At 54.5% G+C, this 13228-nt stretch carries 7 protein-coding genes and 3 pseudogenes; 7 read left to right on the top strand and 3 right to left on the bottom strand.

Annotated features, from left to right (window positions below; all coding sequences use genetic code 11):
• Positions 1-105: 105 nt before the first annotated feature.
• The 3 genes and pseudogenes from P6U16_RS27820 to P6U16_RS27810 form a co-directional block, all read right to left on the bottom strand.
• Entirely contained in the window at positions 106-735 is a 630-nt protein-coding gene (locus P6U16_RS27820; protein WP_277704901.1) for a metallophosphoesterase, read from the bottom strand.
• Entirely contained in the window at positions 732-2264 is a 1533-nt protein-coding gene (locus tag P6U16_RS27815) for an alkaline phosphatase family protein (protein ID WP_277704900.1), read from the bottom strand. Before P6U16_RS27815 ends, P6U16_RS27820 begins: the two co-directional genes overlap by 4 nt.
• Positions 2254-2999 (bottom strand): annotated as a pseudogene (locus P6U16_RS27810) (DeoR/GlpR family DNA-binding transcription regulator). Before P6U16_RS27810 ends, P6U16_RS27815 begins: the two are co-directional and overlap by 11 nt.
• Before the next feature lie 630 nt (positions 3000-3629).
• On the opposite strand from P6U16_RS27810, the gene P6U16_RS27805 reads away from it, so the two are divergent.
• From P6U16_RS27805 to P6U16_RS27775, 7 genes and pseudogenes are all read left to right on the top strand, one after another.
• Positions 3630-4718 carry an ABC transporter substrate-binding protein gene (locus P6U16_RS27805; protein ID WP_349017771.1) on the top strand — a complete coding sequence of 363 codons (1089 nt, stop codon included), beginning with the start codon at positions 3630-3632 and terminating at the stop codon, positions 4716-4718.
• A gap of 73 nt (positions 4719-4791) precedes the next feature.
• A pseudogene (locus P6U16_RS27800) lies at positions 4792-5651 on the top strand (ABC transporter permease subunit).
• Positions 5648-6441 (top strand): annotated as a pseudogene (locus P6U16_RS27795) (ABC transporter permease). Before P6U16_RS27800 ends, P6U16_RS27795 begins: the two co-directional pseudogenes overlap by 4 nt.
• On the top strand, positions 6438-7529 hold the full coding sequence (locus tag P6U16_RS27790; protein ID WP_277704898.1) for an ABC transporter ATP-binding protein: 1092 nt from the start codon (positions 6438-6440) through the stop codon (positions 7527-7529). The pseudogene P6U16_RS27795 and the gene P6U16_RS27790 overlap by 4 nt, the downstream one beginning before the upstream one ends.
• Before the next feature lie 671 nt (positions 7530-8200).
• Entirely contained in the window at positions 8201-10327 is a 2127-nt protein-coding gene (locus tag P6U16_RS27785) for a prolyl oligopeptidase family serine peptidase (protein ID WP_277704897.1), read from the top strand.
• Between the two features lie 355 nt (positions 10328-10682).
• Positions 10683-12281 carry an ABC transporter substrate-binding protein gene (locus P6U16_RS27780; RefSeq protein WP_277705060.1) on the top strand — a complete coding sequence of 533 codons (1599 nt, stop codon included), beginning with the start codon at positions 10683-10685 and terminating at the stop codon, positions 12279-12281.
• A gap of 5 nt (positions 12282-12286) precedes the next feature.
• Entirely contained in the window at positions 12287-13228 is a 942-nt protein-coding gene (locus tag P6U16_RS27775; RefSeq protein WP_277704896.1) for an ABC transporter permease, read from the top strand.

Below are 13228 nucleotides of genomic sequence, written 5' to 3'. Positions count from 1 at the left end.
TGATTCTGTTCGGCAGGCTTTCTACTTTTTGAGCGGGGGTATGTCCGTGGACCACCACTTTCCCAAAATCTTTTCTTGACTCCAAGAATTTGTATCGAATCCAAGTCAGATCATGATCGGTCTGTTGATCGAGTGGGAGATCTGGATCGACGCCCGCGTGGGCAAAAAGTAGTCATCAAGTTCAAAGTGGCTCGGTAAAGAACGAAAGAACGCCATGTGTTCCGTTGGCAGGTGGTTTAAGAATTGACGACGGACATCTTCAGCAATCAAGGGGCTCTCGATGCCGGCTTCAATTTGCGACAAAGGCACCCCATAAGAGAGCAAAGTCTGTAGTCCTCCTTTTCGGCCCCAGAGAGGAAGAACGGTACTGTCTTGCGCAAAATCGATAAGCCACTGCTCATGGTTGCCCCTCAATAAAACACAGTCAAAATTACTGCTCTTGCGCAGTTCACAAAGCATTTCAACCACGAGCTTGGAATTTGGGCCACGGTCAATATAGTCGCCGAGAAATATAATTATGGGGTTTGCACTCGGAAATTCTGCCATATCTTCCCGAATCCTTCTCACCATAGAGTTGAGATGAGCATCATAGCCATGGATATCAGCGACTGCGTAGATCCGGCGAGAGGTCATTGGTGTTTGCGCTTTGATCCGAAAGTGCTCCCAATCCCCTCTCCCGAAAACCACTTCTAACGGTGTTCTGATGTTATGCGCGAGCACTTCGGCATTGGTCATTCGGCCACTCCGACACCAGCATTTGTCGTAGCGTCATTCGTCATAACACCTTTCTCAACGCTTGCTTCGTTCAGGTATATGCGGTCACCCAACTTGGAGACACTGAGCACGGTTGGTTTGATACTTCCCGACGATCGTATCTCCCTATTGGTGACATCGCTCAAGACAGACCTGTCTTCAGTAAGCTCTCTCAGGGGCCTCCCGGTCATTGATGCTGGGCATGGAATACCCAATAAGGTCAGGACAGTTGGAGCGATGTCTGTGATCGAGCTTGGCGTATCCGCTATGAGTCCCTTCGCCAATCCCGCTCCATAGGTGGCGAGAACTGCCGAGAGTTCCGCGCTGTGGAGCCCACCATGTGTCCCGCCGCCAAGTCGTAGGTCATAGTCTCCCGCGTCAAAATAGGCGCTACCAGGAATTCCCGCCACACTCGTGTCGTTTCTGCTCGCGAGATTGATAACTAGGTCGGGTGCGCGAGGGCCTCCGGCACCAATGAGTTCAAGCGCTAACGTGTTGGCCAAGGAACCATCTGCAGATCCCGGCTCAGTGGCAGGAGTGAATGCACCACCGAACCATTCTTGTTCAGCCACGAAGGCCAGGATGTCTTCGAGAAGTACAGGGTCAAATTTCCGCATCCAAATTCCCGCGGCGCGACCGGGTCTCACCAGAACATCGGTCGCGTCGTCTTCAAAGGACGAGTCTGCTGCAAAACCGGCGTTGCGGAGCTCCTGGGCAATCGATAACAACCCGCTTATGGTTACGTGTCCATGATCGGAGACGACGAAAATGCTGATCTCATCCCGTTCCGGCTGAGCGGCGTACCAATCGAGTAGCTCGCCAACCACATCATCGCAGTGCCTCATCTTCTCATAATGTTGGGGCGAGCCGAGCCCGTGCAAATGGGCGGCGCTATCGACTTCGGTGAACCACAAGATGGAGACGGCAGGCTGATAATTTGGCCATGCCTCTTTTCGAAAAACCTTAAAGGCGGTTTGCGGCCCATCAGCCGACATGCCGCCCGAGGGAATCTTGAGGCTTCGGTGAGTTTTCGCGGCGAAAGCATGGGGAAAGGATGTTTGGGGATGCTTTACGTTAAATCCGATCTGCCCGCGCTGTTGCCCCTTCCAGTTTAGCGCCGACAAGGCTCCAGGACCGCTGGAGGTGATGACTGCGAGCTTCCGTTGAGCGCCACTAAGGATATCTCCGAGTGATGTCGCTGTGACCAACCGCCCTCCAAGCCGATCATCGGCAGCATACCAATCATGTGTGGTTTCCGTGAAAATCTGGGTGCGATCGGCGTCTCTCACGTAAAACTGATTGCCAAAAATTCCGTTCGCCTCGGCATTCGCGCCTGTGACGAGAGCGGTCAATGCGCCTCGCGTCTCGCTTGGAAAAACGGTCCTATGTTTCGTACTCCAAGTTCCGTTTCGTCCCAATTGGGCAAGATTGGGCATCGTCTTGTCATTGACCATGTCCGGTCTCAAACCATCAATGCCAAGAATAACGACATGCTTTGATTCACTGCCCATTTGGTTCGGCCTCCGCATTGATAGGATATATCACTCTAGTGCCGAACTCTTTGAAAGCGCTTGCGAATTCCTTGGGCGGAGCAAGGTCCGTAACTATAGTTCCGATTTCAGACAGCGGGACGGAAACATAGGTGCCGGAGGCGCCAAACTTGCTGTGATCGGCAATAAAGATCCTGCGGCGGCTCCTCTGGCAGAGAAGGCGTTTGAGATGTTGATAGTATTTCTCCGCCTCTACCAATCCATGCACAGGATCGATTCCGTAAGTGCCAATAATGGCGGTATCGAATACACATTCGGAAATGGCCTCAAGCACCTGCTGGCCTACCAAGGTTCCGTCCGTGTGGTTGTATTCTCCACCGGTCAACACAACGCGATGCTTCGCCCCCCATGGAGGGCTTCCGCGATCGCAGGCATATTGGTCATCACGGAGATTGGCGGACCGTCATTGAGCGCTCGCGCCACGGATTGCGCCGTACTCCCTTGGGTCAGGAATATCCATTCATTTTTCTCGATCAATCCCGCCGTCAATGCTCCAATTGAGGCTTTCTCGGTGCTTAGGCTGTTGACCCGCACGTTGATGGGCGCCGATCGCACAGTCGGCATGGCGCCGCCGTGGACTCGGTGGACGAGTCCTTCCTTCTCCAGGGCTGCGAGATCGCGACGGATGGTTTCCATCGACACCGAATATTGTTCCGCGAGCCCGGCAATGCTGATGCTTTCTCCGGCATCGATCATTTCCGTTATTGCTTGCAATCGGCTAGCCGCAGGCAATTTGCCTATTCGTGGGCTTCGAACTTCTGTCATCGGCTAGACACCTTAATCAGAGTGTGATTATTTTTGAGAAATAATGATATTTTGAGGAGGCCATGTCAACACGTCGGACGCGACATGAAAGAGCTTCAGCGAAAGGCTCGGACGTCTTGGGTTTGCAAGGGCACAGGTCGCAAGATAGGTCAGAAACCGAAGATGCGCTTGGTGAAAGTTAACATTTGTCACGTTTTCAGGTCGTTGAATGGTGCCTTCCTCTTATAAGACCATATTTTATCACACAACCCGCTTCGCTTTTTTGAGATTGTGTGATCGCCAAATCTCGGATAACGCCGCCACGTAGAGCTTTCCTTCTGTTATAATGAACTTTTCTGCTCATTTCTCCGAGCGGCAGGTGTTTAAATGAGAATCAATTGGCAAGCCGAGCAATTTCTCTTGACGAATTCAAGTACACAAATTATCATTTTTACTCACAATACGTCACATTGGTGTCATGCGAAGTCAATAGCCTAGCTGTCGTCAAGGCGGCTTCATACGGGTGCCTACAGGCCGGTTTATTTGAACGAGAACTAGGAGAGAATGATGCTTGTGAACAGAATTGTATGCTTGCTCGCCAGTGCGGCGACGACGGCGCTGGCGGTCGTTCCCACCGCCTCGTTAGCACAGGATCTGGATGCCCTTGTCGCGGCTGCCAAAGCCGAAGGTCAGTTGACGGTTATCGCCGTTTCGCATGATTGGTGCGGTTATGGCGCCCTCATTCAGGGCTTCAAGGACAAGTACGGACTTGTCGTAAACGAGCTCAATCCGAACGCCGGCTCGGGTGAGGAACTGGCCACGATCAAGGCCAATATCGGCAACAAGGGACCGCAGGCGCCCGACGTGATCGACATCGGCGCGGTGTTCGGCCCCACCGGTATGGAAGAGGATCTGTTGCTGCCCTACAAGGTGAAGACTTGGGATTCGATTCCGGCAGCCGTCAAGGATAAAGACGGCCACTGGTACGGCGATTATTACGGTGTGCTGTCGTTTCTGGTGAACAAGAACGTTGTCAAGAAAAGCCCTGCCGATTGGGCGGACCTGCGCGACCCGATCTACAAGAAGAGCGTTTCGGTGCCAGCCGATCCGAGGACGGCGAACAATGCGATCCTGAGCATCTACGCGGCGGGACTGTCGACTGGCGCCAAACCGGGTGCCGATGCCGCCAAGGCGGGAATAGAATTCTACCGCCAACTCAACGAAGCCGGCAATCTTGTTCCGACCTTCGGCACCGCTGCCGCGATCGCAAAGGGCGAAGCGCCGATCACGACGCGTTGGGACTTCAACGGCATCACCTACAACGAGGGCTTCCACGGCAACCCACCGATCGAAACGATCGTCCCCAAGACGGTGACTGTTGCGGGCGTCTACGCTCAGGCGATCAGCAAGCATGCACCTCATCCCAATGCTGCGAAACTCTGGATGGAATATCTGTATTCCGACGAAGGACAGATCGGCTTCTTGAATGGCCTGTGCCATCCGATCCGTTTCGACCACATGCGCAAAACCGGCGTCATCACCGATGAAATGGTCGCCAAGCTTCCTCCCACCGGGGACAACCTCGTATTCCCTGAGCTTCAGCATCTGGTCGAAGCCGGCAAGGTTGTCGCTGAAAGCTGGACGACGACTATCAATGTCAAGAAGAACTGACGTGGACGGACCTGAGAGCGGACTTGTCGGGTCGGGGTATCCCCGACCCGACAAGCTGTCGGCCACCCTGAAAATGTTCGCGCAAAAACAACCAGACTGGTCCGCATTGATCGGAGTAGCACCGTTCTTTGCTTTCGCCGCTGTGATGATGATTGCACCAACAGTTGCGCTAGTCGCCGACGCCTTCGTTAACCGGCAAGGCCAGTTAACTCTGAAGAATTTTGTTGATCTGAACACGCCTGAGGTCGTCGCCGCGTTTGCGGAATCCATAAAAATATCCTCGGCGTCTGCCGTGCTCGGCGCGTTAATCGGCCTCGGTCTCGCTCTCGTCGTTGGGCGGGGTGTCAGCAATTCCCGGGTCCGTTCCATCGTGATGACCTTTTGCGGAGTGGCTTCCAATTTTTCTGGAGTTCCGCTTGCCTTTGCGTTCATCGCGACGCTCGGGCGTCTCGGCCTAGTCACGACGGCACTCAATACGATCGCGGGCGTTGACATTTATGATGCCGGTTTTGATCTGGCGAGCTTTTGGGGCCTGACGATCACCTATCTCTTTTTCCAGATTCCGATCACGATTACCATCATGATGCCCGCCATCGACGGACTGCGGCGCGAATGGCGCGAGGCTGCGGCAATTTTGGGCGCCAGATCCTGGCACTATTGGAGGTATATCGGCCTGCCCGTCCTGTGGCCCAGCCTGCTCGGGACACTGGCTCTCCTTTTGCGAATTCCTTCGGTGCCATTGCGACGGCCTACGCCCTCACCGGCTACGCGGTGAACATCGTGCCGATTTTGCTCTATGCTCAAATCCGTGGCGATGTGTTGCACAATGAAAGCCTTGGAGCTGCGCTGGCGCTCGGCATGATTGCGGTCATGGCGCTGGCTAACACGATCTATCTTGTCCTCCGCGCTCGCTCTGAACGATGGCTGAAATGAAGACAAATCTACGCCTCCTTCCTTGGATATGCCTGTCGCTGGGCGCTCTTTTTTCCTGTTGCCGCTGATTGCAACGGCAGAGTTCTCGCTGAGCCTTAGACGCGAGGGCTACAGTTTCGACGCGTATCGTTACGTATTCTCCGATCCGGATTTTGTTTCGAGCTTCGGCTATTCCGCGCTCATCGCGGCATGCACTATCGTCGTCGGTACCGTTCTCGTCTTGCCAACTGTCTATCTGGTGCGCCTGCGTCTTCCATGGCTTCGGCCGGTCGTCGAGTTCATTGTGCTGCTGCCTCTGATCGTTCCGCCGATCATATTGGTGTTCGGTTATCTCAGGATGTTCTCTTCGTCATCGCCCTTTCCACTCACGGGAACGGCGCGCGGGTCCGATATCTTATTGATTTGCGGCTACGTGACCTTGACTCTTCCTTATATGTATCGAGCCATCGACACAGGACTGCAAGCAATTGATGCCCGCACCCTCACCGAAGCTGCGACGATCCTTGGCGCCCGGCCGGCCACCATTCTCATTCGCGTTATTCTGCCGAACATATTGGTTTCGATAATGGCGGGCGCTTTCCTGACGTTTGCTGTCGTCATCGGCGAGTTCGTCATCGCAAGTCTTCTCACACGGCCCGCCTTCGGCCCCTATATTCAAAGGGTTGGCGTGGCCAAGGCCTACGAGCCGGCCGCGCTGGCGATTTTGTCATTCATCATTACCTGGATCGCCATGGGGTTGATCCAGTTGATGGCCCATTTTTCTCCCAATGTGCAAAGAGAAAATAGATGAATTTGATCGATCCAGCCGTCAGAGCCGGCGTGACCCTTCACCTTTCTCAGATTACGAAACGCTTCGGCAGGCACGAGGTGGTCAGCGATCTTGATCTGGAGGTGCGGAAGGGAGAGTTTATCTCTGTTCTTGGACCTTCCGGTTGCGGAAAAACCACTGCTTTGCGTATGATTGCAGGATTTGAGCATCCGACGACTGGTCGAATTCTGATTGATGGGAGAGATGTTTCCAGGTTGCGTCCAGACCAGCGCAACCTTGGAATGGTATTCCAATCTTACGCGTTGTTTCCGAATATGTCGGTTGCCGCCAATGTCGGTTTTGGTCTCAAAATCGCAGCCATGGCAGACCGAAACATTCAAAGGCGCGTTGCTGAAATGTTGGAACTCGTCGGCTTGACAGGTTTGGAGCGGCGCTTTCCTTATGAGCTTTCGGGCGGCCAGCAACAGCGCGTGGCTTTGGCACGAGCGTTGGCAACAAAACCAGCGATGCTCTTGCTTGATGAACCGCTCTCGGCGCTTGATGCAAAGATCCGTCTTTCTTTGCGGGAACAGATTCGAGACGTCCAAACTGAACTCGGTATTACTACGCTCTTCGTGACACACGACCAGGAAGAAGCATTGTCGATGTCTGATCGGGTTGCGGTCATGAACAGCGGAAGAGTTGAGCAGTTTGGCACGCCACTTGAGATTTACAATCGTCCTACCACGCGGTTTGTCGCATCATTCGTTGGAACGCTTTCTATTCTCAAGGCAAGGCTATTGGACCCTGCGAGAGGGGTGGTGGAGGTCGCAACCGCGACTTTCAAAAATCTGGAAATCCCACGGGGTGTAGCGCGGGGTGGCCATCTCTCACTGGCAGTCCGGCCAGAAGCAATACGCTTTGGGGTCTATAAAGGAGACGTCATACTGAGGGGCAAGGTCATAGGTGTTGGCTTTTATGGTTCCGTAATTCGGGTTCGCCTGATCGTTGGCAATGAGACAATTACGATTGACACCTTTAACACGCCGTTGTCCTCCCCGCCGTTGCGTGGGGAGGACGTTGATATTTCGATAGACCCCAAAAGCGTGTTCGTGATGCGAGCCGAATAATACGCGCTTGGGAATTGCCCAACTCCAAATGCGTTTCAGCACTACTCATCATCTGAGAATGTTGCACATGAAATTGTAGCAGGTGCGACCGACCGATCTTGATGTCGGCGATACAACCAGGACGTCGAGGAGTGTCTGGGTGTCCTTTGGGTGATGAAGGACGAAGCGATTGGAGTTACGCCAGATCCGATATTCCTGGCGGCTGCCCGCAATGTAGCTTCAGCGCGGCCCGCATGAGCTGCATGTCAGGAAGCCGATCATCAACGCAGGAGAATCAAGGAACTCGAAGACGAACTTGGCGTCTTCCTGTCTGATCGCTCGGCAAAGTGAGCGCGCGCGCCTGATCTTCGTGAGCTTTAACGCGCACGTCCAACGGGGACCCGCATGCGTTGCGCCCTCTATAAGCTCGCCGTTTCAGCAAATACCATCTGGCTTCTCGATGGCTGGAATATCGATTTGGTATTTGCCAAGTCTGAATTAGCTCTCCAATTTCTGGCAATGGACCAGTCCTAGGCTGCCCGGTCCCCAGCTCTACAACATCAGCAGATGCAGAGACCGCGAGCTAGGCCGGCTGAAGACTCGACGCTCAATGGAGACACATCAATGAAAACTGCGCACTATTTGCGTAAAGCCGGCGTCATCGTCGCCATACGTCTCATGTCGGGAGACGAATGATGGGAGAGCAAATTTTGCACCCGCCGCTTCCCCATGCCGAGGCGCGAATCCGCGTCCTTCATGAAGATGTCACAACTGATAAGTTCGGCTGGCTTCGCAATCGCGAAAACCCCGATGTGTTCCAGTATCTTGAGGCAGAGAACCTTTACGCGGAACAGGCGACAGCCCACTTAGCGGAGATCAAACAGCAACTGGTTGCCGAAATTGACGGGCGTAAAGCCGGCGGCGGTAGTCATCCTGTTTTGACAGTCGGTCCCTTTGAGTATTTCCGGATGCAGGAAGATGGCCTGCCTCATCCGGCATGGTGGCGCCGGCCAGTCGCGGGAGGCCCTGACGAACTTGTAATCGACCCTAATTCGATCCCGGGCGCGGCTGTCTTCTTCACGCTTGGCATTTTTGAACCAAGCGATGACGGACGCTATCTAGCGTATAGTTTCGATGTCGTTGGCAATGAGGGCTTCGAACTTAGAGTGCGGGACGTCTCTGGCGGCCAAGACGTGTGGCGAGGCCCGGCGCGGGTTGGTCAGGCAGTCTGGTCCGCCGACAGCCAATCACTCTTCTTCTCACAGGAGCGCAGTGACAGGCGTCAGCATGATCGGATCGTTCGTCTGGATGTGGAGGCCAGCAAATCCGAGGTTGTCTTCGAAGAATCCAACGAGCGGCTGGCAGTAGTTATTCGGCGATCGCACAGCGGCGCTTGGCTGTTTCTCAACGTGGTCCCCGGTTGTGACAACACGCTACGCGTTCAACGAGGTGCCGCTGAAGTGTGGTGTCTCGCGTCGAACGATCCGAGAGGGAAGTGGCGCCGGATTGTGACACGTGATCTGGGACACCAGGTTTATGCTGAACACTGGAACGACAGTTTCCTGTTTCGTGTAGACGACAACGGTCCGGACTGGCGAATGGTAAGCGCGCCGATAGCCGACCCATCGCCGGCGCATTGGAAAGAGATTGTCCCTCATCGAGCAGGAGTGACCCTGGAGGAGGTACACGTATTCGATCAGGATCTGGTTTCATTTGAGCGCGAAAGCCTCAGACCTCGGCTTGTCGTGTATGGCCGAAAGGGAGAGGTTAAATCCGTCATCGTTCCCGAGGAGACCACGTGCACTTTGAAGGTCGGAGTTTCGGCAGGAGGCTCCTACTCGGTGGCGCGGCATCGTTTCTACAGCTCACAGTTGGTGTACTCTGTCAGTTCGTTTATTAGGCCGGACACGTACACAGAGTACGATATGGCAAACGGCCGATCGACAATCGTTTATCAAGCCGATGTCCCCAGCTACGACCCCTCTCAATACGTTGTTACGATCGTCATGGCGAACGCAGACGACGGGGTTCAGGTGCCGATCTCATTGATCGCTCGCCGGGACCGGCAGCCCGGCGGCCCCGTTCTCCTGAACGTCTACGGCTGTTACGGCACGACAAGGTGGCCCTCATTCTTCTCCGCACCCTCATGCCTTCACGAGCGTTTGAGTCTTCTTGATCGAGGAATTGCATTTGGCATCGTGCACGTACGAGGGGGCGGAGAGTTCGGGCGTCGCTGGTATGATGTGGCCATTCGTGATCGAAAGACCGTCACTTACACAGATCTGATCAGATGTGCCGAGGCTCTCGTTGAACAGGGGTACGCTGGGCGCGACGGAATTGTCATTGAGGGAAAAAGTGCCGGCGGAGGTACCGTGTTGGCTACGGCCGCATTGCGACCTGATTTATTTCGGGCCGTGATCGCGGAAGTTCCAGTTGCCGACATCATCGACACCGAGCTGGATTTCAACATGCCCTTCGCGTTGGCGGAGACAGCAGAATACGGAGATCCGCGCGTTCCGGACGAGTACAGGTACATGCGCGCCTACGACCCATACTACAACCTTGACGCTAATAGACCACTCCCTCCAACTTACATTGACGCCGCGCTCGATGACAGTCAGGTACTCTTTCATCAACCCGCGAGGTACGTCGCACAGCGCCGCTCCTGCACGCCTAACCGCGACCCTGCGCTCGTCTTTAGGACCCGCATGCTCGGCGGTCACTCCGGATTTTCACACGGACCCGCGGTAGTGGAAGAAGCCGCATTCCGCCAGGCTTGGATCCTTTATCAACTCGATCGTGCAGCTAGCTCGGGGTGAAACGACATACGGGCCATGCGATACTGACGTCCTGTGTCTCGCCAGCGCCTTCACCGCATCTCAGTCGACTAAGGTATGCGGCTAGCGCTTTGTCATACGACGAAGTTTGGCTCGATACATTTCGACATTCATGATCGTCTTTCACCGCAAGCCTCTGAAAGATATCAGCGATCTGGTTTCGATATGACCACATATCGAAACTCTATTTGTCAATTCCATTCGGCATAGCCAGTTTGCTCGCCGGAGAGAGGCGCGCCATCAACACCGCTCAACGACACATAGTCCGCGTCGTTGCAGCTAGCGCAATTCAATCACGGACAAGATGAAATCAAAAACAAGTTGGGGAATTTTGACGATGAAAATCTCTCGTAGAAACGTAATGAAAGCGAGCATGGCTATCGGAGCGGCAGCGTCGTTCCCGTCCCTGCTCCGCGCGCAGGCATCGACTGGAGGAGAACCAGTGAAATGGTCCCACGGCGTGCCGCAGGCCTTCGATCCTTACACGACGACAGACGTAGATATCGGCGATTACGCCTTTGGTGTCTACGATATGCTCTTCGGCCTCGATTCAAAGCTCGTGCCACAGCCGCAAATGATCGGGGATTGGAGCGCTTCGGACGACAAGAGGACTTACACCTTCCAGCTTCGAGACGGACTGAGTTGGCACGACCACACAAAGGTTACGGCTGCGGATTGTGTTGCCTCAATTCGCCGTTGGTTCCAGACACCAGGTGGAAGTCTGGTACAGCAGCGGGCGCAGGATGTTTCCATAAAGGACGACAAAACCTTCGTCATCACCCTTAAAGAGCCACTTGGTTTGTTGATTGATCAACTGGCACAAGTCAGCACCTATCCGCTGTTCATCATGCGCGAAAAGGATGCAGATCGTCCGCCGAGTGAAGCGGTTACCACACACATCGGATCGGGGCCATTCAAGTTCAACGAGGAGCTTTTTGTACCCGGGGCTAACATTACGTTCGACAAGTTTGAAGAGTATGTTCCCCGCAGCGAGGCCCCCGACGGACTTGCAGGTGGCAAGATCGCCAGAGTCAATCGTGTCATCTGGAACGACTTTCCGGATCAGCAGACGGCCGTTTCGGCCTTGCAGGCCGGAGAGATCGACTTCCTAGGCGCGCCTCCAGCCGATCTTTACCCGGTGATCGAGAGTGATCCGAACCTTGTGCTCGAGGATCTGTACAAATCCGGTTACAACTATTTCCTCCGAATGAACTGCCTGCAAAAGCCGTTTAACAACGTCAAGGCGCGGCAGGCGATGCTGCATCTCATCAACCAGGAGGCGTTTCTTCGCATCATCAATCCATCGCCACAATACAGTCGTCCCGTCAAATCGCTGTTTGGTACCGGTACAGCTTATACCAATGAAGCGAACACCGATTGGTACAAAGAGGGTGGTGACGCGGAGGCGGCCAAGCGGCTTTTTGCGGAGGCCGGCTATGCTGGCGAAAAGGTCGTTATCCTCGATCCCACCGACTGGGGTGAAGCGCACAATGCTTCGCTGCTACTCGCATCGGAAATGCGCAAAATAGGGATCAATGCGGAGCTTGCATCGACTGACTGGGCTGGCCTTGTTACCAGAAGGGCAAAGAGGGTTTCTGTCGACGAAGGTGGCTGGAGTATTTTCATTTCCTCCGCCACAGATTTCCAGTTTGGCGATCCGACAACTGCGGCCTGGATGGCTATGAACGGAGAGGAAAGTTGGTTCGGCTGGCCTGAATCAGCCGAATACGAGGCGTTGCGTGCCAAATGGCCCGACGTCGAGACACTCGAAGAACGCCAAGCCCTCGCTCGCGAGATGCAGCAGGTTTGGTGGAATTACGCGAGCTTGATAAGCTTGGGCCAGGTTATATCACCCGTTGCACACAGGAAGGACTTGACCGGCCTTGTTGGTCTGAAGACCGGCAATGTTCCGATGTGGAATATGCAAAAGGGGTGAGTCTTTTGGTCTACTACATCCTTCGCAGGTTGATCTCGGCCATCGTCGTCATGGCGATGGTCGGGATATTCATCTTCCTTCTCATCAGGCTAACGCCTGGAGATCCAGCAGCCATCATTGCCGGGCCGACTGCTAGCGAGCAGATGGTCGCCAGCGTTCGAGAGCAACTGGGGTTAAACGAGCCGCTGCCAGTACAGTTCGGACAGTGGGCACAAAACACACTGCGCGGCGATTTCGGTACGTCGGTCTTCGCCGGGCGTCCGGTCGTTCAACTCATGAAACAGAGGATGGAACCGACGCTATCAGTGGCGCTTTTGACATTGTTCGTGTCAGTAGTGGGCGGAGTGACGTTTGGCATTCTTGCTGCTTGGCGCGCGGGAGGTGTCGTCGATCGCGCGCTAACCGTATTTTCGGCGCTCGGTTACTCTCTTCCGGTTTTCGTGGTCGGCTATTTCCTCATTTATGTGTTTGCTATCCAGACGCGACTGCTCCCGGTTCAAGGCTACGTGCCGATCGGCCAAGGCCTAGGGCCATGGTTCGCTCATCTCATCCTCCCGACTGTTGCGCTAAGTCTTCCCTATATCGCCTTCATTGCTCGAATCGCGCGGGCCAGCATGCTCGAGGTGTTGTCGGAGGATTACATGCGCACGGCCGCTGCCAAGGGGGCATCGCCATACTCCATGCTTTTTCGTCACGCTTTGAAAAACGCGGGGGCACCTATCGTCACTGTGATCGGTCTTAGTTTCGCCTATATGATTGGCGGGGTCGTACTCACCGAAACGGTGTTCAATATCCCGGGAATTGGCCGTCTCGTAGTCGATGCGATCAACAACCGAGATTACCCGGTCATTCAAAGCGTACTTATCGTCATCTCAGGAATATACGTCCTGATTAACTTGGCGGTCGATCTTGCTTACACGCTGATCGATCCCCGGATTCGGTACTGA

Origin of the sequence: Rhizobium sp. 32-5/1 (assembly GCF_029537235.1) — a bacterium.
GTDB lineage: Bacteria > Pseudomonadota > Alphaproteobacteria > Rhizobiales > Rhizobiaceae > Pararhizobium.
Note: the sequence above shows the minus strand (reverse complement) of the source record. Positions and strands in the feature narration are given on the sequence as shown.

Coding starts and splice junctions, on each gene's coding strand:
- P6U16_RS27790 (WP_277704898.1), top strand. CDS start 6,438: ATGAATTTGATCGATCCAGCCGTCAGAGCCGGCGTGACCCTTCACCTT.
- P6U16_RS27785 (WP_277704897.1), top strand. CDS start 8,201: ATGATGGGAGAGCAAATTTTGCACCCGCCGCTTCCCCATGCCGAGGCG.
- P6U16_RS27815 (WP_277704900.1), bottom strand. CDS start 2,264: ATGGGCAGTGAATCAAAGCATGTCGTTATTCTTGGCATTGATGGTTTG.
- P6U16_RS27780 (WP_277705060.1), top strand. CDS start 10,683: ATGAAAATCTCTCGTAGAAACGTAATGAAAGCGAGCATGGCTATCGGA.
- P6U16_RS27820 (WP_277704901.1), bottom strand. CDS start 735: ATGACCAATGCCGAAGTGCTCGCGCATAACATCAGAACACCGTTAGAA.